Source organism: Sinorhizobium alkalisoli (assembly GCF_008932245.1).
GTDB classification, from domain to species: Bacteria; Pseudomonadota; Alphaproteobacteria; order Rhizobiales; family Rhizobiaceae; genus Sinorhizobium; species Sinorhizobium alkalisoli.
In genome coordinates this window covers 3,157,851-3,181,292 of record NZ_CP034909.1, presented here as the reverse complement: position 1 = coordinate 3,181,292, position 23,442 = coordinate 3,157,851, and the positions used below count along the sequence as shown (strand labels likewise).

Below are 23,442 nucleotides of genomic sequence, written 5' to 3'. Positions count from 1 at the left end.
GCGGCGGTAGCGACTGATCGTCGGAGTTCGACTCACCCGATCAGCAGTGCATCATCGTCGAGCGTCTGGCCGCGGATGCGGCGGAACATGGCGATGAGGTCCTCGACCTCCAGCGTCTTGCGGCTGTCGCCCGCTACGTCGAGCACGATCTCGCCGCCGTGCAGCATGATCGTGCGGTGGCCGAAATCGAGCGCCTGGCGCATCGAATGGGTGACCATCAGCGTCGTCAGCCTGCGCTCGGTGACGAATTTCTGCGTGAGGTTCATGATGAACTCCGCCATGCCGGGATCGAGCGCGGCGGTGTGCTCGTCGAGCAGCAGCACCTTCGAGCCGGCAAGCGTCGCCATCACCAGCGAGACGGCCTGCCGCTGACCGCCGGAAAGCAGGTCCATGCGGTCGCCCATGCGGCCTTCGAGCCCGAGGCCGAGCTCGGCAATGCGCTCGCGGAAATGCGCGCGGCGCTTGATCCCAAGCGCCGGCGTCAACCCGCGGCTTTCGCCGCGCCGGGCGGCAAGCGCCAGGTTCTCCTCGATCGACAGCGCGCCGCAACTGCCGGCGAGCGGGTCCTGGAAGACGCGGGCGACGAGACCGGCACGCGCCGCCGTTCCCTTGCGCGTCACGTCCGTGTCGCCGATCGTCACCTTGCCGGCGCTCGCTATCACATCGCCGGCGAGCACGCCGAGCAGGGTGGATTTGCCGGCGCCGTTCGAGCCGATCACGGTGACAAAGGAGCCTTCGTCGATCGTCAGGCTGACGCCGTTCAGCGCCTGCTTCTCGAGCGGCGTGCCCTTGCCGAAAACGACCCGGATGTCCTTGAAATTGATCATGCGACACCTCCGCGGCGCAGGCGGGGCAGGATCAGGGCCACGGTAACGAGAGCGGCGGTGACGAAATTGAGGTCGGATGCCCTGAGGCCGAGCACATCGCTCGAAAGCGCGAGCTGGATGGCGATGCGATAGAGGATCGAGCCGAAGACGCAGCCGATAAGCGCGATCAGGATGCCGCGGGCGCCGAGCAGCGTCTCGCCGATGATGACCGCCGCGAGCCCGACGACGATGGTGCCGACGCCGGAGGTCACGTCGGCAAAGCCGTTGGTCTGGGCAAAGAGCGCCCCGCCGAGCGCGACGAGCGCGTTGGAAAGCGCCATGCCGAGATAGATCTGCCGGCTCGTCTCGACCCCTTGCGCCCGCGCCATGCGGGCATTGGCGCCGGTCGCGCGCATCGCCAGCCCCGCATCGCTTTCGAGGAAGCGCCAGACGAGGACGACCGCGACGACGACCAGCATGCCGACGAAGAACGGCCGCACGTAGAAATCCCTGAGACCCAGGCCATAGAAGGGCGAAAGCATGGTGTCGGCATTGATCAGCGCGACATTCGGCCGGCCCATAATGCGCAGATTGACCGAGAAGAGCCCGATCATTGTCAGGATCGAGGCCAAGAGGTTGAGGATGCGGAAACGTACATTGAGGTGCGCCGTGACGAGGCCGGCGGCAGCCCCGGCGGCCATGGCGACGGCCGCGGCGAGCCACGGATTGACGCCGGCGATGATCAGCACCGCCGTCACCGCCGCGCCGAGCGGAAACGAGCCGTCGACGGTCAGGTCGGGAAAGTCGAGCACCCGGAAGGCCAGGAAGACGCCGACGGCGATGAAGGCATAGACGAGCCCCAGTTCCACGGCTCCCCAGAAAGCGATTTGGCTCAAGGCCGGTAGTCCTCTCATTCGGCGCTCCGCGAGACGCGGAACTTCATCATATGAACGCTGCACAGGTTAAAGCCGGTGACCGTTTCTAACTGTGGTGTCGCTCAGGCATGGATCCTCGGGTCAAGCCCGAGGATGACGAAGTGGAGAAGTAGCCGCAACTCCACCGCCGGCGACGATTGGGAAGCGCCCTCCCGTCGTCATCCTCGGGCTTGACCCGAGGATCCACGCCGAAACATCGACACGGCGCCACAGTTCCGGCCGCCGTTACTCGATCACGCGGGTCGCGCGGGAAAGTACGCTTTCCGGCAGGGCGACGCCCATCTTCTCGGCGGCACTCTTGTTGACCACCAGGTCCGTGCCGGCCGCGACCCTGACCGGGATATCGCCGGGGTTTTCGCCCTTGAGGACACGCACGACCACCTCACCCGTCTGCTTGCCGACGTCGTAGTAGTTGAAGCCGAGGGCCGCGATCGCCCCGCGGGAAACGGAATCCGTGTCCGCGGTGAAGAGCGGCAGCTTGCTTTCCTCGGCGACCGCCACGGCGCCCTCGAGCGCGGAGACGATCGTGTTGTCGGTCGGAACATAGATCACGTCGGCGCGGCCGACGAGGGCGCGGGCGGCGCCCTGGACCTCGGCCGACTTGGTCGCGGCGGATTCGACCACGCTAAGACCGGCCTTTTCGGCCTCTTCCTTCAGGACCTCCAGCAGCGAGACCGAATTGGCTTCACCGGAATTGTAGAGAAAGCCGATCGACTTGGCCTCGGGCAGGATCTCCTTGATCAGCGCCACATGCTCGGCGACCGGCGACATGTCGGAAAGGCCGGTGACGTTGCCGCCGGGCTTGTCCATGTCCTTGACGAGCTGGGCGCCGAGCGGGTCGGTGACGGCCGTGAAGACCACCGGAATGTCGCGGATCGAGGAGACGACGGCCTGGGCGGACGGCGTCGAGATCGGCACGATCACGTCCGGCGCATCGCCGGCGAACTGCCGGGCGATCTGCGCGGCGGTCGCGGGATTGCCCTGCGCCGACTCGTAGACGAATTTCAGGTTCTCGCCTTCCTTGTAGCCGGCGGCGGCAAGCGCATCCTTGACGCCGTCGCGGGCGGCATCGAGCGCCGGATGCTCGACGATCGCCGTCACGGCGACCGTCACGTCCTCGGCGCGCGCCGGCAGCGTGAGCGCGACGGTGGCGGCAAGCGCGATGAGAAGTGAACGCATGGGGGGTCCTCCTGTTTTTCGAGCGGCCTTGAATGCGTCCCGCTCAGATGACCTGGGCCGTTTCTTAGGAGAGCGGAAGGACCGGATCAATCGACGGAAACAGCTTCACCCATCAAACTTCTTGATTGTACACCCATTCATCCGCATTCGCCTCAGACGGGTTCGGCTCGTCGCTTCTGTTCCGTGGAAAGGCGCCGGCAATCGCTGCCTGGCACCGCCACTCAATCCTCGCCGTGATTGGCGATCATCATCGCCTCGAAGGCAAGGCGGTCGACCTTGCGCATGCGCTCGGATTCCGACTTGAGCTGGCCGCAGGCGGCGAGGATGTCGCGGCCGCGCGGGGTGCGGATCGGCGAGGCGTAGCCGGCCTGGTTGATGAAGTCGGCGAATTTCTCGATCTGCTCCCAGTCCGAGCACTGGTAATTGGTGCCCGGCCAGGGATTGAAGGGGATGAGATTGATCTTCGCCGGAATGCCCTTCAGGAGCTTCACCAGCTCCTTGGCGTCTTCCAGGCTGTCATTGACGTCCTTCAGCATCACATATTCGAAGGTGATGCGGCGGGCGTTGGAGAGCCCCGGATAGGCGCGGCAGGCCTCCATCAGCTGCTTCAGCGGATATTTCTTGTTGATCGGCACCAGCATGTCGCGCAGCTCGTCGTTGACGGCATGCAGCGAGATCGCGAGCATGACGCCGATCTCCTCGCCGGTGCGGTAGATTTCCGGCACGATGCCGGAGGTCGAGAGCGTGATGCGGCGCTTCGACAGCGACAGGCCGTCGCCATCCGAGGCGATCAGCAGCGCCGTCTTGACGTGGTCGAAATTATAGAGCGGCTCGCCCATGCCCATCATGACGATATTGGTGATCTTGCGGCCCTCGGCCGGCACGATCGCGCCCTGCGGCGTGTCGCGCTCCGGGAAATCGCCGAGCCGGTCGCGGGCAAGCAGCAGCTGCGAGAGGATTTCCTCGGCCGTCAGGTTGCGCACCAGCTTCTGCGTGCCGGTGTGACAGAAGGAGCAGGTGAGCGTGCACCCGACCTGGCTCGATATGCAGAGCGTGCCGCGGCCTTCCTCGGGAATATAGACGGTTTCGATCTCTACCGGCCGACCGGCGCCGCGCGGCGGGAAGCGTAAAAGCCATTTGCGCGTGCCGTCACCCGAAACCTGCTCCTCGACGATCTCCGGCCTCGCGATGGTGAAATGCTCTTTCAGCATTTCGCGCATGTCCTTGGAGACATTCGACATCTGGTCGAAGTCGGAGACGCCGCGCACATAGAGCCAGTGCCAGAGCTGGCTCACCCGCATCTTGACCTGCCGTTCCGGCACGCCCTTCTCGGTTAGCGCCTTCGCCATGTCCTCGCGCGAGATGCCGATCAGCGACGGCTTCTCCGTCCGTGGCATGGCGCCGACTTCAGGCGTCTTGACGCTGTCCCTGTTCAAGGTCTCCGTGGCCGGCATGCGCGTGATGTCCTGTCGTAAAGCCAAGGGCCGTCCGGGAACGATCCCGGTTCCAGCCCCGATGCGCAAGTTGAAATCTGGCGAGCCTCAATGCGCGCTCAAGAGGCGCGGGGCTCCGAATTTGCGAGGCGCTTTAGCATTCTTTCGGCCGCGAGTCACCATGAGCAGGCTTTCACGGCTGAAGGGGCGGCTGCCGCGCCCCTTCGTCCGATCCTTACGCCGCGCCGGCGGTGCGGGCCTTTTCGAAGCGCTTGCGCTCGTGCGGGTCGAGATGCAGCTTGCGGAGCCGGATCGACTTCGGCGTCACTTCCACCAGTTCGTCGTCCTGGATCCAGGAGAGCGCCCGCTCCAGCGTCATCTTGATCGGCGGCGTCAGCCGCACGGCCTCGTCCTTGCCGGCGGCGCGCATGTTGGTGAGCTTCTTGCCCTTCAAGACATTGACCTCGAGGTCGTTGTCGCGGGTGTGAATGCCGATGATCATGCCCTCATAGACCTTCTCGCCGGGCTCGATCACCATCGGGCCGCGGTCTTCGAGGTTGAAGAGCGCATAGGCGACCGCCTCGCCGGCTTCGTTCGAAAGCAGCACGCCGTTGACGCGGCCGCCGATCTCGCCCTTGTAGGGCTGATAGTCGTGGAACAGGCGGTTCATGATCGCCGTGCCGCGGGTGTCGGTCAAAAGCTCCGACTGGTAGCCGATCAGGCCACGGGTCGGGGCGAAGAAGACGAGGCGGACGCGGTTGCCGCCGGACGGACGAAGCTCGACCATCTCGGCCTTGCGCTCCGACATCTTCTGCACGACGACGCCGGAATATTCCTCGTCGACGTCGATGACGACTTCCTCGACCGGCTCCAGCAATTGGCCGCTCTCGTCCTTGTGCATGACGACGCGCGGACGCGAAACGGCGAGCTCGAAGCCTTCGCGGCGCATCGTCTCGATCAGCACCGCGAGCTGCAGTTCGCCGCGGCCGGAGACGAAGAAGGAGTCCTTTTCCGACGACTCTTCGATCTTCAGGGCGACATTGCCCTCCGCTTCCTTGAACAGGCGGTCGCGGATGACGCGCGAGGTCACCTTGTCGCCCTCGGTGCCGGCGAGCGGCGAATCGTTGACGATGAAGGACATGGTGACGGTCGGCGGATCGATCGGCTGGGCGGTCAGCGCCTCGGCCACGGAAGGATCGCAGAAGGTGTCGGCGACGGTGCCCTTGGTGAGGCCGGCGATGGCGACGATGTCGCCGGCATGGGCTTCCTCGATCGGCTGGCGCTCGATGCCGCGGAAGGCGAGGATCTTCGAAATGCGGCCGGTTTCGAGCAGCTTGCCATCCTGGCCGAGGACCTTGACCGCCTGGTTCGGCTTGACGGAACCGGAGTGGACGCGGCCGGTGATGATGCGGCCGAGGAAGGGATTGGCCTCGAGGATCGTGCCGATCATCCGGAACGGCCCTTCCGCCACGGTCGGCTCGGGAACATGGTTCAGGACCAGATCGAGCAGCGGCGCCATTCCCTGGTCCTTCGGACCTTCGGGATTGACGTTCATCCAGCCGTCACGCCCCGAACCGTAGAGGATCGGGAAATCGAGCTGCTCGTCGGTCGCATCGAGCGCCGCGAAGAGGTCGAAGACTTCGTTGATGACTTCCTCGTGGCGGCCGTCCGGACGGTCGATCTTGTTGATCGCGACGATCGGCTTCAGGCCGACCTTCAAGGCCTTGCCAACCACGAACTTCGTCTGCGGCATCGGGCCCTCGGAGGCATCGACCAGCACGATGGCACCGTCCACCATCGACAGGATGCGCTCGACCTCGCCGCCGAAGTCGGCGTGGCCGGGGGTGTCGACGATATTGATGCGCGTGCCCTTCCACTCGACCGAGGTCGCCTTGGCGAGGATGGTGATGCCGCGTTCCTTTTCGAGATCGTTGGAATCCATCACGCGTTCGGCGACGCGCTGGTTCTCGCGGAACGAGCCCGACTGTTTCAGGAGTTCGTCGACGAGCGTGGTCTTTCCATGGTCGACGTGCGCGATGATCGCGATGTTGCGAATGCTCATTTTTTCTCTCGGAAGTATCTCAGGCACGCGCGACAAGGCGGGCACCGCTTTTCAGTTGCCGGGCTCATACAGGTTTTTTTGCGATCGCGAAAGGGGGCCGGCTCGCAGGGCAGGACTGCGCAAAGCGTCGCGCTCATGCAATGGCCGCCGGATTGAGCGCCATGCGCCGCGGCTCAGCCGGGACGCTGCGGATCGGCCTCATGGAAGGCGCGTGCCGCACGCGCTGGATGATTGGCATACCGTCACACGGGCATACGGGAAGACGCCGATGCCGGTCAGATCCGCAACACGAAGCGCTGCGACGCCGGGCCCTCAATGCATGTATTTGTAATGGTGGCGGATGTGCTCGTTGAAAAAGTGGCCGGCAGATTCCGCATGCACCAGTTCCTCGTAAACCTCCAGCGGCACACCCAGGTAGTGATAAGGGCGGCGATTGCCGAGGAGCCAGATGGTCAAGGTGCGAGTCCGCACGTCATAGGCGACGTCGTGGATGGCGGAAGAGTCCAGGACCGCGGATGATTTGACTATAGGCATCAGCGTCCTCCCGATTGGTGTCCAGAAGTCGCTTTCCATTCTATAACAATCGCACTGCCTTATACAGATGGCGGCCAGCCCGGCGTTGCCTTGTCGGCCGAGCGCCCGCCTCCCGGGCGCTCAATGCAGCGTCTGGAATTCTTCGTCGAGGATCCGGAAGGCGTCTTCGAGTGCGGCAACGAGGATATCCGTCAGGTCGTCGCCATCATTGATCATGAGGAACTGGGCGATCATCGCTTCCTGCGGGTCGCTATACTGTTCCACGTCGTTGGACATCCATCGTCTCCTTCTCGGCCGCGCCCATTGCGGCTCATCGGACGCGATCCTAGGCAGGCTGACTTGTGCAGAGCTTGAGGGGCAGAACTTGGGCCGCCCCTCATGTCTCCTCATCGATCCCGATGCAAGAACCCCCCATGCCCCCAAGAACAAAGACATGCAGCCGTCCAAATGCTACAGCGGCTTTGGCGCGCCAGGATAGGGCGTGCCCCAAATATCCCGATCGGAAGGCGAGAATGGCGAAGAAGCGTGACGACGACGACCTCAGGCGGCTGAAGGCCGAGTTTCCGGACGTTCACGACGCGCTCCTCGCCGGCAAGGTTTCATCGCTCCGCAAGGCGCTCGTGCTTGCCGGGCTGAAGCCGGAGCGAAGCCGGCTGGAAAAACTCAAGAATTCCTGGACGAAGGCGACGGACGGCGAACGCGACGCCTTCCTCGCCTGGCTCGGCACCACCGGCGCCCTTCCCGAAAGCGCGGCCGCGGCCGGATCGCGCTCGGAGGGCGCACGAGCGGACCATGCGCCGATCGCCAGCGGCCGCTACCTGCTTCCCGCGGCGATCCGGGAAATCCGGGCGACCATGGCGCGACGGAAAATCACCCCGGAAGACGTGATGAACGAGATCGGTTTTGCCTCCGACGGGCGGGCGCTCGCCCGCGCGCTCAATTGGAATGCGAGCCTGCGGCTGGCGGTGATCGCGGCCTTGGAACGGTGGCTGCGGGAGAATGCGGGTGCGTGATAAGCGGTAACGGCTGCGCCACCCCATGCGCGCCTACCGCCGCGACACGGATAGGCGAGGGAAAGACATGAGCTTCGACAGCCTGCTCGGCATCGACGTCGGCTTTTCGCAATCGCGGCCGACCACCGGCATCGCCTGGAGCCTTGCCGGCGCGGTGGACGCCGCGAAGACTTACACGGACTGGGAGCGCCGTAAGCAGAAGATCCCGCCCGCGACGACATTTTCGGTGATCGCCATCGACGGCCCGCTGACGCCGCCGGGCGCCCCCGACGACCTCGCCCGCCTCTGCGAGCGCCTCTTCATCCGCGGCGCCTTCCAGACGCGCTGCAAACCCGGCCTCAGCCACCACGGCTACGGCCGGCTTTTAAGAAAAGCCGCCGCCGAGACGGCCGCGCAGGTCGCCCACCTCGCCGCCGCAGCGCCGGTCGGCCCATCCGTGATTCCCGGCGCGGCGATCATCGAGGCCTTTCCGAATGCCTTTCTCGGCGTTCTCATCGCGGACGAGCGCTTTGCCCTGTCGAAGGCGGCGAAGCGCAAGAAGTTCGACTGGCTCTACGATCACGCGCTTGAGAGCGGTGTGTTCGCGGAGCTGCTGAAGTTCATCGGCTGGAACGACGAGCGCGTGCTCGAGAGGGTGACCGACGAGCGCGACCATGAAAGGCGGGCCGCCTGGATCTGCCTGTTGACGGCGGCCTGTGCCGCGGCCGGCAAGGCCGAGGCCGTGGGCGACGAGGCCGGCGGCTGGATCTGGCTGCCGCCGGCGGAGCTCTGGGCAGATTGGGCGAGGCGGGCTCTGGCGGAGAGCAGGGCGGCTCAAACGTGCAGCCGGCCCTTGGCCCGAGCCGCACGGTAGACGCAACTGCCTCTCCTATGATTGTCGAGAGAACGCGCGCAGGCTTTCAGCCCACGCGCGAAGCTATCCGCGCAGGCCCGGCGCCTCCTGTCCGGTGCGCTCGACATATTCGGCATAGCTGCCGCCATATTGCTGGATGCCCTCCGGTGTGAGCTCCAGCACCCGATTGGAGAGCGCCGACAGGAAACGGCGGTCGTGCGAGACGAACAGCATGGTGCCCTCATAGGCCGAGAGCGCCTTGATCAGCATTTCCTTCGTATCGAGATCGAGGTGGTTGGTCGGCTCGTCGAGGACGAGGAAGTTCGGCGGGTCGAACAGCATCGCGGCCATCACCAGCCGCGCCTTCTCGCCGCCGGAGAGCACCCGGCACCGCTTCTCGACGTCATCGCCGGAAAAGCCGAAACAGCCGGAAAGCGCCCGGAGCGGCGCCTGGCCGGCCTTCGGAAAGCGTTCCTCCAGCCATTGCAGTATGGTGCTGTCGCCGTCGAGCAGGTCCATGGAGTGCTGGGCGAAATAGCCGAGCTTGACGCTGGCGCCGAGCGACACGCTGCCCTTGTCCGGCGTGGTGGTGCCGGTGACGAGCTTCAAGAGTGTCGACTTGCCGGCGCCGTTGATGCCCATGATGCACCAGCGTTCGCGCCGGCGCACCATGAAGTCGAGCCCGTCATAGATCGTCCGGCTGCCATAGGCCTTGTGGACGCTCCTGAGGTTGACGACGTCTTCGCCGGAGCGCGGCGCCGGCAGGAAGTCGAAGGCGACGGTCTGGCGCCGGCGCGGCGGCTCGACGCGGTCGATCTTCTCGAGCTTCTTCACCCGGCTTTGAACCTGCGAGGCGTGCGAGGCGCGGGCCTTGAAGCGCTCGATGAACTTGATCTCCTTGGCGAGCATCGCCTGCTGGCGCTCGAACTGCGCCTGCTGCTGCCGCTCGGCGAGCGCCCGCTGTTCTTCATAGAAGCCGTAATCGCCGGAATAGGTCGTGAGCGTACCCCCATCGATCTCGATGATCTTGGTGACGATCCGGTTCATGAACTCGCGGTCATGGGACGTCATCAACAGCGCGCCGTCATAGGTTTTCAGGAATTCTTCCAGCCAGATCAGGCTTTCGAGATCGAGATGGTTGCTCGGCTCGTCGAGCAGCATGACGTCCGGGCGCATCAGGAGGATGCGGGCGAGCGCCACGCGCATCTTCCAGCCGCCCGACAGCTTGGCGACATCGCCGTCCATCATCTCCTGGCTGAAGCTCAAGCCCGCCAGAGCCTCGCGGGCACGTCCCTCCAGCGCATAGCCATCGAGCTCCTCGTAGCGCGCCTGCACCTCGCCATAGCGCTCGATGATCTGATCCATGTCATCCATGCGGTCCGGATCCGACATCGCCGCCTCGAGCGAACGCAGCTCCGCCGCGATAGCGCTCACCGGTCCCGCCCCCTCCATCACCTCGGCGACGGCCGACCGTCCGCCCATCTCGCCGACGTCCTGATCGAAATAGCCGATCGTCATGCCCTTCTCGACCGAGACCTGTCCCTCGTCAGGCAGTTCCTCGCCGGTGATCATCCGAAAAAGCGTCGTCTTTCCCGCCCCGTTCGGGCCGACGAGACCAATCTTCTCGCCCCGGTTCAACGCCGCCGAGGCTTCGATATAGAGAATGCGGTGACTGTTGGACTTGCTGATATTATCGATGCGGATCATGGGAAAGACGGCCTGGTTGGTTGCGGGCACCCCTATGGCATGGACGGGGGCGGCTGTCACGCAGGCCGGCGTGTTCTGTTGCCATCGAGGCTGGTCGAGTTCTTCGGATACATGGCCGACCGCTACTCTGACGGCCAGTTCCTTTCCGTCCCAAGTGACATCTCAACCTTCCGTCCTTGTCTCAGGGTTGCAACAGCAGGCGGAACGCTATTCATTGGGAAGGATCGACGGGGAAGGCGGGGAACGACATCTCGATGGACAAGCGCTCTTTGACGGAACGCGATATCTGCACGAAGTTCATCTTGCCGGCGGTCAAGCACGCCGGTTGGGACACGATGTTGCAGGTTCGTGAGGAGGTGTTCTTCACCAAGGGGCGCATCACCGTCCGCGGCAAACTGGTGGCACGGGGCACGGCAAAGAAGGCGGATTTCGTCCTTTACTACAAGCCCAACATCCCGATTGCCCTCATCGAGGCCAAGGACAACAACCACGCCGTTGGCGATGGTCTGCAACAGGGGCTGGACTATGCGGAAACGCTGGCAATTCCATTCGTCTTCTCCTCAAACGGCGACGGCTTTGTCTTCCACGATCGCACTGGTCAGCGTTACCTGAAGGAGGAAAATCTCCGCCTGGACCGGTTTCCGTCACCGGAGGAACTGTGGCGGCTGTACAGTGCATGGAAAGGGTTGGACAGTTCGGCCGAAGCGTTGGTGCTGCAGGACTATTATGACGACGGCAGCGGCAAGGCCCCGCGCTATTATCAGGTGAACGCCATCAATGCGGCGATCGAGGCGATTGCCAAGGGGCGAGATCGCGTCCTGCTCGTCATGGCGACGGGGACGGGCAAGACTTATACGGCGTTTCAGATCATCTGGCGTCTATGGAAGGCCGGCCGCAAGAAGCGCATCCTGTTCCTCGCTGACCGAAACGTCTTGATCGACCAGACCATGGTCAACGACTTCCGCCCCTTTGGCGGCGCGATGGCGAAGCTTTCCACCAAGTCGAAGACGATCGAACGCACGGACGGCACCGAGGTCGATCTGAAGCTCGCGCTGGACAGGAAGCGCCGGATCGACACTGCGTTCGAAATCTACCTCGGGCTCTATCAGGCGATTACCGGTCCGGAGGAGCGGCAAAAGCTGTACCGCGAGTTTTCGCCAGACTTCTTCGATCTCATCGTCATCGACGAATGCCATCGCGGTAGTGCAGCGGAAGATTCCGCCTGGCGCGAAATTCTCGAGTACTTCTCTTCGGCAACGCAGATCGGCCTGACGGCGACTCCGAAGGAGACGGAGTATGTTTCCAACACGGCCTACTTCGGTGAGCCGGCCTTCACCTATTCCCTGAAGCAGGGCATCAGCGACGGCTTTCTTGCCCCCTACAAGGTCATTAAGGTCCATATCGATCGCGACGTGGAAGGCTACCGGCCGGAAAAGGGCCAGCTCGACCGCGACGGCGAAGAGGTCGAGGATCGCATCTATAACACCAAGGACTTTGATCGCGCACTGGTCTTAGACGAGCGCACAAAGCTGGTCGCAGCCAAGGTCACGGCATTTCTCAAGGAGAGCGGTGACCGCTTTCAGAAAACCATAGTGTTCTGCGTGGATGAAGAACATGCCGCCCGCATGCGCCAGGCGCTCATCAATGAGAACAAGGACCTCTGCGACGAAAATGCCCGCTACGTCATGCGCATCACGGGAAGCGATGCAACTGGGCAGGCGCAGATCGGCAATTTTATCGATCCGGAATCGCGCTATCCCGTCATCGTCACGACATCGCGCCTGCTGTCCACCGGCGTGGATGCCCAAACCTGCCGGCTCATCGTGCTGGATCGCCAAGTCGGCTCGATGACAGAGTTCAAACAGATCGTCGGCCGCGGCACGCGAGTCCATGAGGATACGCAGAAGTTCTATTTCACACTGATGGATTTCCGCGGCGCGACCAACCATTTCGCCGATCCCGAATTCGATGGCGATCCTGTCCAGATCTACGAACCGGGCGAGGCCGATCCGATCACTCCGCCGGATACCGATACGACAGGTCTCGAGGAAGGGGCCCAGGACGAATACACGGCCGATCCACCGGTCACCGGTGGTGAGGAGGTGACGTTTCCGCCCGGCAGTGGCGAGCCACAGAAGAAGGTCTATGTCGATGGCGTCGGTGCCCGTATTGTCGCCGAGCGCGTCGAATATCTGGACGCCAACGGCAAGCTGGTCACCGAAAGCCTGCGTGACTACACCAAGGCCGCCCTGCTGAAACATTTCGCCAGCCTTGACGATTTCTTGAGGCGCTGGAAGTCGGAGGAGCGCAAGGATGCACTCGTTAAAGAGCTGGCGGCGGAAGGCCTGCCGCTCGATGTCATCGCCAAGGAGCTCGGCGTCGACCTCGATCCTTTCGATCTCGTCTGCCACATCGCCTTCAACCGCAAGCCCCTGACGCGCCAGGAGCGGGCCGACAACGTCAAGAAGCGGGATGTCTTCAGTCGATATGAAGGCAAGGCGCGGGCGGTGCTCGACGTACTGCTCTCCAAATATGCCGACGAAGGTGTCTTAAACCTCGACGATACCAATGTTCTGCGCATACCGCCGGCGAACACGCTTGGCACGCCGGTTGAGCTCGTCCGCGCCTTCGGTGGTAAGGCCAGCTTTGAGCGGGCCGTCCATGAGATGCAGAACGCGATTTACGACGATGCCTCGTGAGGCTAGTACCTCCCGCAGTCCCCGTGTCGTCCTTACCAGATAGAGCAGTGCACATGTCAGTCCGCAATACCGTCAAATCCATCCAGGACATCATGCGTCAGGATGCTGGTGTCGATGGCGATGCCCAGCGCATCAGCCAGCTCTGCTGGATGTTCTTCCTCAAGATCATGGATGATCAGGACCAGGAACTGGAGCTGACCCGCGACAATTACGTCTCACCGATCCCGGTGAGATTCCAGTGGAGTAATTGGGCTGCTGATCCGGAAGGCATCACGGGCGAGGCGCTGCTTGCCTTCGTCAACAACGAGCTCTTCCCGACGCTGAAGGCTTTGCCGGTCTCGGCGCAGCCAGGTGATCGCCGCCGCGTCGTGCGCGACCTGTTTGAAGACGCCTACAACTACATGAAATCGGGCCAGTTGATCCGCCAGGTGGTCAACAAGATCAGTGACATCGATTTCAACAGTCTGACCAAGCGCCAGCATTTCGGGGAAATCTACGAACAAATCCTCAACGACCTTCAGTCTGCCGGCAACGCCGGGGAATACTACACGCCTCGTGCACTGACATCCTTCATGGTCGACCGCATCGATCCGGAGCCGGGCGAAGTCTTGTTTGATCCCGCCTGCGGTACCGGCGGCTTTCTCACCTGCGCCATCCGCCATATGGAAAAGAACCATGTGCGGACGCCCGAACAGAGGGAGAAGATGCAGGCCAGTTTGCGAGCGGTGGAAAAGAAGCCGCTGCCGCATATGCTTTGCGTCACCAACATGCTGCTGCACGGTGTCGAGGACCCGAGCTTTGTGCGCCATGACAACACGCTGGCCCGGCCGCTGATCTCCTGGGGGAAGGATGAGCGGGTCGACATCATCCTTACCAATCCGCCCTTCGGCGGCCGCGAGGAAGACGGCATCGAGAACAACTTTCCGACCTTCCGCACCAAGGAAACGGCAGACCTATTCCTCGCGCTTATCGTGCGTCTGTTGAAGCCCGGCGGTCGCGCCGCCGTCGTCCTGCCGGATGGCTCCCTCTTCGGAGAGGGCGTCAAGACGCGGCTCAAGGAACATCTGCTGGAGGAATGTAACGTCCACACCATCGTCCGTCTGCCGAACTCGGTCTTCAAGCCCTATGCCTCGATCGGCACCAACCTGCTCTTTTTCGAAAAGGGCACCCCGACCAGGGACGTCTGGTTCTGGGAACACCGCGTGCCGGAAGGGCAGAAGGCATATTCCATGACCAAGCCGATCCGGCAGGAGCATCTGCAGGATTGCGTCGACTGGTGGGGCGGCAAGGAGCGCAAGGGCAGGCAGGAACGTCCGCAGGCCTGGCGCATCAGTTTGGATGAAGTGAAGGCGCGGGGCTACAACCTGGACGTCAAGAACCCGCACACGGTGGCGGATGATCATGGTGATCCCGAAGTTCTGCTCGCCGATCTCATGGCAGCCGAAACGGATGCGGCACGGCTGCGCGACCAGCTGAAGTCCATTCTGGCGGAGGCGCTGTCCCGATGAACGCCGAGCGCCTGTTGCAGCATTACGAAAAGACTGCCGATGCGTCGGATGCGATTATAAGGCTCCGCCGGTTCATTCTAGATTTGGCGGTGCGCGGCAAGCTGGTGCCGCAGGATTCTGCAGATGAGCCAGCCTCGGAGTTGTTGAAGCGGATTGCGGCTGAGAAGGCGCGCTTGGTGAAAGCGGGCGAGATACGAAAGCCAAAAGCCCTGCCTCCAGTCGAAAAATCTCCTTTCGAATTGCCTCAATCCTGGCGCTGGGCGCGTATCCGCGAGATTACCAGTGATCGTGGACAAGAGGTTCCAGAGGCCGCCTTCACCTACATTGACGTTACCGCAATCAATAAGGAAGCAGGGGTAGTCGCAGACCCAAAAGTATTACAGCCCAGCGAGGCCCCAGGCCGAGCTCGCAAGCTAGTTATGCAGGGAGACGTGCTCTATTCATGTGTTCGTCCGTACCTGTTGAATGTCGCGATAATTGACACAGAATTTGTGCCAAAGCCGATAGCCAGCACGGCCTTTGCGGTTCTCAATGGACACGGGCTCGTTGCCCCGCGCTATATTTGGATTGTTCTTCGTAGTCCGTTCATGGTGGAGTGCGTGGAGGAGACCCAGCGGGGCCTAGCATATCCGGCAATAAATGACGCCGATTTTGCAGTTCTGCCGTTCCCCCTCCCACCACTCTCCGAACAACACCGCATCGTCGCAAAGGTCGATGAACTGATGGAACTCTGCGACCAGCTGGAGGCGGCGCGGACGGCGCGGGAGGCGACGCGGGATCGGTTGGCGGCGGCAAGCCTTGCCCGCCTCGACAGCCCCGATCCCGAGACATTCCGCGACGACGCCCGTTTCGCGTTGGGGACCTTGCCGGCCCTCACGGCGCGGCCGGACCAGATCAAGCAACTGCGCCAAGCCATCCTCAACCTCGCGGTCCGCGGCAAGCTCGTGCCGCAGGACCCGAAGGATGAGCCAGCGGAGGATTTGTTGAAGCGGATCGCGCGCGAGAAGGCGCGGCTGGTAAAGTCGGGCGAAATTCGGAAAGAGAGGGAACTGCCATCTCTTTCGGATGCTGATATGTCGTTCGAGCTTCCGTACCACTGGGCTTGGGCCCGACTTGGTGACTTAACTCAGCTGGTAACAAGTGGTTCGCGGGATTGGGCAAAGTACTATTCAAGTGAGGGCGCAATCTTCGTCCGCATGGGCAATCTTTCAAAGGATCACTATCGCCTTCGGCTTGACCAAATTCAGCGCGTCAAGCCTCCCGGTGATGGGGAAGGCACCCGAACCCGTCTTGAAGCGGGAGACATTCTAATTTCGATCACCGGTGACGTTGGTATGCTGGGGCTGATACCGGAGGGCTTCGGTGAAGCATACATCAACCAGCACACCGCAATGGTTCGCCCTGCACCGCAAATGAAAGGTCGCTATCTCGCAGAACTGTTTCGCTCCCCATTCGCTCAGCAACAATTCAATGAGCCGCAACGTGGTATCAAGAACAGCTTTCGCCTGACTGATATTACGCAGTTCGTTGTTCCCCTCCCACCGCTCGCTGAACAACACCGAATCGTCGCCAAGGTTGATGAACTCATGGCCCTCTGCGGCCAGTTGGAGGCGAGCCTGATAACCGCCGACGAGACGCGCCGCAAGCTGCTCGACGCACTGCTGGCCGAGGCTGTGACGTCGTCCGCCCTTGAAAGCAGAGAGGCGGCGGAGTGACACTATCAAGCACTGCCGCCGAGCAGATTTTGATCGGGTGGTTCGGTTCACCGATCAAAGACGTTCAGTATGTCCTTGGCTTCCAGACGCCCAAAGGTCGCGTGCTCGCTCTGGATCGAAGGGCATCGGTGACGCGAATTTGGTTTCTACCGCCGATGAGACCGTTGGAAGGCGTGACCTATATTGGACACGCCAGGAACGACAATCTCAATGGGCTGCTAAAATCACTGAATTCTGCCGTCGCGCGGCGAGCGGAAATAGAAAGCGAAGCGGCGTTGCGCGCCTTTTTGGCTTGGTATTCTATTCTCGCTCCACACGTTCTTTTCATTGACTACGAGAACGAGGACTTTCCCCCGGCGGTCCTGACCGATGGTGGCTACAGGCTACCTACCAATTGGGACGAAATATTGTGGGCGGCGATAACGGTCGGTCGCCCCAACACATTTCACGTATTTCGTCATGGTGACGCCTCCCTACACGAGGCGCGGTTCCGCTGGTCAATGCTGCGCATGTCACTTCAGCAGAGAGGGCCGAGTGGTCATAAGATCATCCGAACCGATCTCTTCAAACGAATGGACCCTACTGAGAAGGGGGCCGTCAATTATTTCCTGGGCCTTGTCCTCTGCAAACTCTTTGCCGCGAGCCTCCTCGATGCTCCTTGGACGGTCCACCTCGATGTGTTCAGGAACTGGCTGAGACCAGGGCTGCTATCTGGACGCTCAAGGCCGGATATGGTGGCGCAGTCCAGGTTCAACGGGGCTTGGCATGCCTTTGAGTGCAAGGGAAGGGCATCGGCGCCTGGTGAGGAGGAAAAGAGAAAAGCTAAAGCGCAGGCTCAAAGGCTGGTGAGCGTTGGCGGAGCCAGATGCCAGCTTCACATTGGTTGCATCACCTCTTTTAGAAATGACACCATCCAGTTTTACTGGCGCGATCCGGAACCTGAAAACGGCAGGGGGATGGAACTGCCAGAAACGCCCGTGATTTGGCGCGCTTACTATGAGCCGTTCTACCGCGCCTACCGCAGTGCCAGTACGGAGGCTGATAAGCTTGCGAAGGCCACCGACGGATTCGTCCGAATGTCGGACTTAGACATCAGCCTCGCTGTCCATCCGAAGATTGAGGAACACTTAAACGAGGAAAATTGGACTGCGGCCCGGCTGGCTGCCGGCGATTTGCAGAAGGAGTTCGAGGAGACTGGCTATCAGCCAGATGGGCTGAAGGTGGCAGCTGGCGGGAGTTGGTCTAACCGAGCGGATGATAGCGAACTTTGAGTAACGAGGCGCGAGACGCCGAACGCGGTCCAAGCGCGACATCGGCGACCCTGCCCCCAAGGAGATGTCCGAATGTCAACAGGTCGGCGGGTGGCGATGCGGCGCGCCATTGCTTGAGTTTGGCGAAGAAGCAATCGATCCCCGAAATTGAAGCGAGAGGCCGAGGTGGCGAGGTGAGTGGCGCGCTAGCAAGGTCGCTGTGGACGAATGCGTGCCAACATAGAGTTCGATCCGTATCTGGCGTAAGGATCAACTATAATTGGCCGATTTTGGCCGAATCAGTTTTTCGTTGCGTCCATATCGGAACAAATATAGAACGATTTCATGTCTGATCCGAAGCGCCAGAGGGTCCGCGACCCGCTTCACAACCTAATCGAATTCGATGAGGGTGATCCTTTCGAGCGGATGCTGTGGCGAGTAGTCAAGACTGCGCCGTTCCAAAGATTGCGCCGGATTCGCCAGCTTGGGTTCAGTGACGTAGTCTATCCGGGCGCGACGCACTCTCGTTTCATTCATTCGCTCGGCGTTTTCCACACAGCCCGGCAGCTTATGCGCATCGTGCGCCGGTACGTGCCCGACAAACCTGAGGAACGCATCAAGGCAGAAGCGGCACTTGCTGCGGCACTGGTTCACGACGTGGGCCACGGCCCATTCAGCCATGCTTTTGAGACGGTGGGCAAGCAACTGGGCTGGAAGCTTGTCGGAGAACACGAAGATCACAGCGAAGCATTGATCCGAGCGACCGAGAACGGCGCGATCGGAGCCATTCTGAACGGCTATTACGACGGGTTCGCCGACATGGTCGCCGATATTGTCCGTGGCGGCCCCGCCACAGTCTACCGTTCGGTGGTGTCGAGCCAGTTCGATGCCGACCGCCTCGACTATGTTCGCCGAGACCGATTAATGTCGGGCACGCAGCTGGCCGGCATCGATTTCGATTGGCTGATCGCGAACCTCGAAATAGGTGAATTGCCGCCGGACGGCGCCGGCGTCCGGCGGCAGACCTTCGTCCTAGGTCCGAAAGCGATCTATGCGGCGGAAGGCTTCGTTACAAGCCTCTTTCAGATGTACCCAACGGTCTATCTCCATAAGACCACCCGCGGCGCTGAAAAGCTCTTCCAGACAATGTTGCTGAGGGTGGCGAGCCTCACCGCCGATGGCGCAGCATTAACCACCGGGCTTCCGGAAAACCATCCGTTAACCAAACTTTTCAGAGAACCTGAGAATCCTGCAGTGCTCGCCGACCTTGATGATTCGGTGGTCCTCGGTGCGCTGCCGCTGCTGCGTCAGTCGGACGATCCTCTCGTGAAGGAGTTTTCGGCCAGACTTCAGACGCGCAGATTGTTCAAGGCAATCGACCTCGGCCCATCTATCATTTCGGCGATCGCGGATCAGTCTGGCAAATACGATGATCGCGTCTTTCTCAGAATGCAGGAACAAGTGACCGAGAACATAGACGAATGGCTCAAACAGGCTGATCGCTCGGGACGCATCCTCCTCGATTCAGCCTCGCGCAAGCCATACAAGCCAATCGAGGAGGAGGGGCCTATAAATCAAATCTGGATTCGGGAGGGGGACAAACTGGTGGACATCAGGGACCGGTCTTCCGCTGTGGCAGCCACGGGCGTCTTTCGTGCCTTTCGCGCCTATGTGGCGGAAGGCGACGATGAGGCCCGTCAGTTTGTTTCGGAGGCCGTATCCAACACAATCAAGGGAGCGTGAACATGTCTGCATTGCCCAAGAGCTTGCGGGACCGGCTAATTCCTGTTGCTCAGGTGATAGGGGATGCTGGTGGCGAAATCGTCGGCCGCACTAAATTGCAGAAGACAGCTTATCTGCTGACCTTGGCCGGTTTCGAAAACCGGTTTCGGTTCGGATACAAGCACTATGGGCCTTTCAGCGAGGATTTGGCTGATACGGCCGAGCTTGCCGCGGCGTTCGATCTGATTTCGGAGCGTCAGCAACAAGCCTCGTGGGGCGGAACGTATTCCGTTTACACTGTTCAGTCTGTCGAGCCGTCCGCGCAGACCGGCCGAATTGGATTGGCGAAGGAGGCAGCGCGTTCGGATGCTGTCCTGTTAGAGTTGGCTGCCACGGCAGCCTATTTGGCGCAGGAAGGTAAGCCGCAACCATGGGCCGAAACGGCGCGGCGTAAGCCCGACAAAGCTGCCGACGACCGCTTGGAAAAGGCAAAGGAGCTATACGCGCGACTGCGCACGGCGTCCGACAACGCTTTGCCGGACATCGCGACTCTGTAAGAGTTCGCATTTACTGAACCTGCAGCGTGTCATACCCGTTGGCCTTTTTCGTCAGCCACTGTCTGATGTTCATGCCGGCGACCTTATACTACGTTTTCTATGGCTATTTCCCGTAGCAACACCTCCGCCTGCGCCAGCACGGTTTGCACGGCTTCCTGCTCCAGATCGGGCGGATAACCGAACTTCTTCAGGATGCGCTTCACTAGCACACGCATCTTGGCGCGAGCGCTCGCCTTATGTTGCCAGTCGACGGTCACCGACTTGCGCATCCGCTCGACGAGCTCATGGGCGATTACGCGGTGCTGCTCGCTGCCCATGGCCTGCACGGCGCTATCATTGGCTGCAAGCGCATCATAGAAGGCGATCTCCACCTGTGAGAGGCCCAATTCTTCGCCTCTCGCCGCCGCCACCTGCATCTCCTTCGCAAGCGCGATTAGTTCCTGGATCATCTCGACGGTGGAGATCGCATTGGCGTGGTAGCGAGCCACCGCCTCCTCCAGCCGCTTGGAGAATGCCTTGGACTGGACCACGTTTGGATTGCGATCGGCTCTTGATCTCGCAATTCAGAAGGCGCAAGGGTGCAATCTTCACGAGGCCGGTGCTCGTCGCGCCTGGACGGATGACGGGAACTACGTCATGCGTCGTTCAAAGGGATCAGGGAAGCGGCGGATGGGCCGGCCGCGTTCGATATGGCTTCTCGCTAGCTAAGCTAGCGCCTGTGCATTGGGGGGATAACTCCGCCCTCTACGAAAAATTTTGCATTCGTTAAAGATAAGTAAATCGAAAAACGCTATATATAGAATGCGTGAATCGGGATGATTGAACTTAAAGGGAAATTTCCCAAGCGTTTGTAAGCGGTACCCTTGTTCAAGGCGCCTGATGAACCTATCTGGATATGGATTTAGCCGAAAGCTAGATCAAAAAGCAGCGGCCCGGCGATGCGCCAACATCGACCGGGCCAATAACACCGCCCTTGGGGCAGCTTGTTGTGATCACGAGACTTATGTGGCGACGCTGAGTCGTTTAGTCAAGCGATTTATGACGAGTTTGCCTTGAGGAACGCCAACTGGGTGGCTGAAAGCACCACCTCAACGTTCTGAAAAGGTTACACTTTATGTCAAAAAGCGTTAGTACAAGCACCGCCCAGATTTCTTTCGATCTCGAGATCGTCGCCGAGAAGGAGATTGATGGGATCGGCATGGGCGTGCTGAAAAATGGCACGCCATTTCTTACCTTGCGTGGCCTAGCCCGCATGTGCGGCGTAGATCACTCGATGATCGTTCGCATGACTGCGCAGTGGCAGGATGTTCCGCTGAAACCTCGCGAGCAGCGCATTCGCGAGATTATGCGCGCCCGGGGCGCGGATGACAGTGTCGCCTTCATTGCAGCTGTTAAAGACGGAACGATCCATCACCGCGTTCCGGACAGCGTGTGCATGGCGGTATTGGAATACTATGCCTTCGAAGCAAACAGCGCCGCAAAAGATCATGCTCTCAACAGCTACAGGGTTCTTGCGGGCGCCGGCTTCAGCGCCTTCATCTACCAGCAGGTGGGCTACAGCCCGCAGCCGTTGGCGAATTTGGCGTGGCAGAAATTCCATGATCGCGTGTCGCTGGCATACAATACAGTCCCGGCCGGCTACTTCAGCGTGTTCAAGGAAATTGCCGACCTGATGGTAACCCTGATCCGCGAAGGCGCCGACCTCGGCGATAAATTCATTCCTGACATCAGCGTGGGGCTGCATTGGGGAAAATTCTGGACGGGTAACAATTTGGACGCAGTCTACGGAATGCGCATGAAATACGAGCACAATTATCCGGACTATTTCCCTCAGGCGATGTCCAACCCGCAATCGCCATTCTGCTATCCGGATGATGCTTTGGGTGAGTTCCGCAAATGGGTGCGGACGACGTATCTGCCAAAACATCTTCCGGCGTATATCGCGAAGAAGGTGGGTGAGGGTATGATCGGTGGAAGCGCTGCTCAGATTGCCATTCAGGCGCTGAACAAGCAGTCCGCGCAAATCGTTAAGCCGATCTAGGTTAAGTCAAATAGAGTAAGGCGGCCTCTGTCCTGGTCAGGGAGAGGCCGCTTTTCTTGCTTTCCCAAGGCTGGTCGTTTGCCGGTCGTGCGCCAACGAAGTCCCGCGAATACACGGGAAAGCCTGGGGATAACAAAAAACGGCCGAGGGCTAACCCGAGGCATCATTACGGTACCGAAACGAATAAATAAGATCGCTCGTGACGGAGGCAAATGTTAGGGATCAAGTTAGGGACGCGACCTCGATAGTGAATTGAATTCAGCGACTTCAGAGCGTTAGAATGGCGCAATGGCGGAGAGGGGGGGAGAAGTTTCCACTTTTGCCCCTATTAACAATTTCAGATCATTGCGCTCACACCCTCCTTGGCGGAACGCTTAGAATGTACCAGATAAATGTACCAGTGTCGGGAGAATCTCGCCTTAGCTGCTCCGTCAGCTATTCACGAAAGAGCGAAAGCTGGCACAGGCCCATCAGCACGCCGACTAAATTGGGATCAGCGCTTCGCCATCGCTTTTGCGCGGCGGAACGCGCAAGCGGAACCCCCAGTGGGCAAGGTCGCGGGCTTTCGAGTAAATGTGCGTAAGTCGCCAAGTTCACCTTCGGTAGTGGAGGAGAAACCGACGCGGCAGTAATCCCGATCGAGTCGGTTTGGAAAAAGGCCCAGCGATCTGCGAGCCTTCTCTTTCTGCCTAGGCTTCATCAAGCCGCTGCGCGCGTCGTGTCAGGTCTCACGTAAACGAAAACGTACACGCGCGGATGATCCGGCTTGCCGTTTAAGCGCTGGATCACTCCGGTGACCCTGCGCGTCTTGATCCATTGCTGGAACGCGTCGGCCTGCAGACGGTTAACATTTCCGATCTTCTCACCATTTGCCTCGATACAGACAGCATTGCGATCGTGTGGATTCTCCGGCTCGGCTCTGATCACGACCTCATCGCCGACCACTAGGGGGCGCTTAAGATCCTTGTAGTAGTAGCGATACCCGGCAACCTCCAGCATGCGCTCGCAGCGCTCGCTGCTAGCGTTCAAAGGATCAACGATCGAGAACCCATCACTGGGCAGCTTTGCTTCCGTGTAACCGAGGAGCGCGAAATTCGATAATCCAACGTCGTCTCTCAAGCGAAATTGCCTCAGAAACGTTCCAAAGTCCGAGCGATTGCGCGGCGGCAGTCGTCGCATAAACGTCGCCAGCACGTCACTGTCGTGGACCTTGCGCTTCATATTAAAGGCTGGGTAACCCGCATATCCCAGAGAAAGCAGTTCCTCAAAAGTTCGGCCCTGATTCAACTCCGGAAACTCCGAAGGAGTTAGATATCTCAGCGAACAACCCTCTCCCGAACGCTCCAGGCGAGCCACGGCCCACCTAAAGCGCACGTTAAATTGATCCGGTGCCTGCCAAGCAAGGATCAGGCTCTCAGGCTCGGAGATGTGCTCGATCCAATTATCCAT

General features: G+C 60.8%; 19 protein-coding genes. 9 read left to right on the top strand and 10 right to left on the bottom strand.

Annotation, left to right across the window (positions count from 1 at the left end; genetic code table 11):
• Nucleotides 1–32: 32 nt before the first annotated feature.
• From EKH55_RS15275 to EKH55_RS29450, 7 genes are all read right to left on the bottom strand, one after another.
• The gene (locus EKH55_RS15275) at nucleotides 33–827 is read right to left on the bottom strand and encodes an ABC transporter ATP-binding protein (protein ID WP_151611755.1); all 795 of its coding nucleotides are present in this window, start codon (nucleotides 825–827) and stop codon (nucleotides 33–35) included.
• On the bottom strand, nucleotides 824–1,702 hold the full coding sequence (locus EKH55_RS15270; protein ID WP_151611997.1) for an ABC transporter permease: 879 nt from the start codon (nucleotides 1,700–1,702) through the stop codon (nucleotides 824–826). Before EKH55_RS15270 ends, EKH55_RS15275 begins: the two co-directional genes overlap by 4 nt.
• A 264-nt stretch (nucleotides 1,703–1,966) precedes the next feature.
• Nucleotides 1,967–2,920, bottom strand: coding sequence for an ABC transporter substrate-binding protein (locus EKH55_RS15265; protein WP_069458776.1), 954 nt, complete (start codon nucleotides 2,918–2,920; stop codon nucleotides 1,967–1,969).
• Nucleotides 2,921–3,141: 221 nt separating this feature from the next.
• Nucleotides 3,142–4,317, bottom strand: a complete 1,176-nt coding sequence (gene rlmN / locus EKH55_RS15260) for a dual-specificity RNA methyltransferase RlmN (RefSeq protein ID WP_165614719.1) — start codon at nucleotides 4,315–4,317, stop codon at nucleotides 3,142–3,144.
• Nucleotides 4,318–4,588: 271 nt separating this feature from the next.
• The gene (gene typA / locus EKH55_RS15255; RefSeq protein ID WP_069458774.1) at nucleotides 4,589–6,415 is read right to left on the bottom strand and encodes a translational GTPase TypA; all 1,827 of its coding nucleotides are present in this window, start codon (nucleotides 6,413–6,415) and stop codon (nucleotides 4,589–4,591) included.
• Nucleotides 6,416–6,727: 312 nt separating this feature from the next.
• Entirely contained in the window at nucleotides 6,728–6,949 is a 222-nt protein-coding gene (locus tag EKH55_RS15250; protein ID WP_069458773.1) for a KTSC domain-containing protein, read from the bottom strand.
• A gap of 120 nt (nucleotides 6,950–7,069) precedes the next feature.
• Nucleotides 7,070–7,225: a hypothetical protein gene (locus EKH55_RS29450; protein WP_165614717.1), complete on the bottom strand. Its 156-nt coding sequence runs from the start codon at nucleotides 7,223–7,225 to the stop codon at nucleotides 7,070–7,072.
• Between the two features lie 236 nt (nucleotides 7,226–7,461).
• On the opposite strand from EKH55_RS29450, the gene EKH55_RS15245 reads away from it, so the two are divergent.
• Together EKH55_RS15245 and EKH55_RS15240 are read left to right on the top strand one after the other, a co-directional pair.
• The gene (locus EKH55_RS15245) at nucleotides 7,462–7,962 is read left to right on the top strand and encodes a hypothetical protein (RefSeq protein ID WP_151611754.1); all 501 of its coding nucleotides are present in this window, start codon (nucleotides 7,462–7,464) and stop codon (nucleotides 7,960–7,962) included.
• A 67-nt stretch (nucleotides 7,963–8,029) separates the two neighbouring features.
• Nucleotides 8,030–8,815 carry a DUF429 domain-containing protein gene (locus EKH55_RS15240; RefSeq protein WP_151611753.1) on the top strand — a complete coding sequence of 262 codons (786 nt, stop codon included), beginning with the start codon at nucleotides 8,030–8,032 and terminating at the stop codon, nucleotides 8,813–8,815.
• 63 nt (nucleotides 8,816–8,878) lie between these two features.
• On the opposite strand, the gene EKH55_RS15235 is transcribed toward EKH55_RS15240, so the two are convergent.
• Nucleotides 8,879–10,501, bottom strand: a complete 1,623-nt coding sequence (locus tag EKH55_RS15235; RefSeq protein WP_151611752.1) for an ABC-F family ATP-binding cassette domain-containing protein — start codon at nucleotides 10,499–10,501, stop codon at nucleotides 8,879–8,881.
• A 254-nt stretch (nucleotides 10,502–10,755) separates the two neighbouring features.
• On the opposite strand from EKH55_RS15235, the gene hsdR reads away from it, so the two are divergent.
• The 6 genes from hsdR to EKH55_RS15205 all read left to right on the top strand — a co-directional run bounded on the left by hsdR (nucleotide 10,756) and on the right by EKH55_RS15205 (nucleotide 19,952).
• Nucleotides 10,756–13,200: an EcoAI/FtnUII family type I restriction enzme subunit R gene (gene hsdR, locus EKH55_RS15230; protein ID WP_151611751.1), complete on the top strand. Its 2,445-nt coding sequence runs from the start codon at nucleotides 10,756–10,758 to the stop codon at nucleotides 13,198–13,200.
• A gap of 53 nt (nucleotides 13,201–13,253) precedes the next feature.
• Nucleotides 13,254–14,708 (top strand): type I restriction-modification system subunit M, encoded by a 1,455-nt coding sequence (locus EKH55_RS15225; protein WP_151611750.1) that lies wholly within the window; start codon nucleotides 13,254–13,256, stop codon nucleotides 14,706–14,708.
• Nucleotides 14,705–16,423, top strand: coding sequence for a restriction endonuclease subunit S (locus EKH55_RS15220; protein ID WP_151611749.1), 1,719 nt, complete (start codon nucleotides 14,705–14,707; stop codon nucleotides 16,421–16,423). The genes EKH55_RS15225 and EKH55_RS15220 overlap by 4 nt, the downstream gene beginning before the upstream one ends.
• Nucleotides 16,420–17,694 carry a hypothetical protein gene (locus EKH55_RS15215; RefSeq protein ID WP_151611748.1) on the top strand — a complete coding sequence of 425 codons (1,275 nt, stop codon included), beginning with the start codon at nucleotides 16,420–16,422 and terminating at the stop codon, nucleotides 17,692–17,694. Before EKH55_RS15220 ends, EKH55_RS15215 begins: the two co-directional genes overlap by 4 nt.
• A 324-nt stretch (nucleotides 17,695–18,018) precedes the next feature.
• Nucleotides 18,019–19,416, top strand: coding sequence for an HD domain-containing protein (locus EKH55_RS15210; RefSeq protein ID WP_151611747.1), 1,398 nt, complete (start codon nucleotides 18,019–18,021; stop codon nucleotides 19,414–19,416).
• A gap of 2 nt (nucleotides 19,417–19,418) precedes the next feature.
• Entirely contained in the window at nucleotides 19,419–19,952 is a 534-nt protein-coding gene (locus tag EKH55_RS15205) for a hypothetical protein (protein WP_151611746.1), read from the top strand.
• A gap of 83 nt (nucleotides 19,953–20,035) precedes the next feature.
• On the opposite strand, the gene EKH55_RS15200 is transcribed toward EKH55_RS15205, so the two are convergent.
• Entirely contained in the window at nucleotides 20,036–20,482 is a 447-nt protein-coding gene (locus tag EKH55_RS15200) for a type I restriction enzyme endonuclease domain-containing protein (RefSeq protein WP_246231739.1), read from the bottom strand.
• Between the two features lie 584 nt (nucleotides 20,483–21,066).
• On the opposite strand from EKH55_RS15200, the gene EKH55_RS15195 reads away from it, so the two are divergent.
• Nucleotides 21,067–21,993: a BstA C-terminal domain-containing protein gene (locus EKH55_RS15195; RefSeq protein ID WP_151611744.1), complete on the top strand. Its 927-nt coding sequence runs from the start codon at nucleotides 21,067–21,069 to the stop codon at nucleotides 21,991–21,993.
• Nucleotides 21,994–22,692: 699 nt separating this feature from the next.
• On the opposite strand, the gene EKH55_RS15190 is transcribed toward EKH55_RS15195, so the two are convergent.
• Entirely contained in the window at nucleotides 22,693–23,442 is a 750-nt protein-coding gene (locus EKH55_RS15190; protein WP_151611743.1) for an HIRAN domain-containing protein, read from the bottom strand.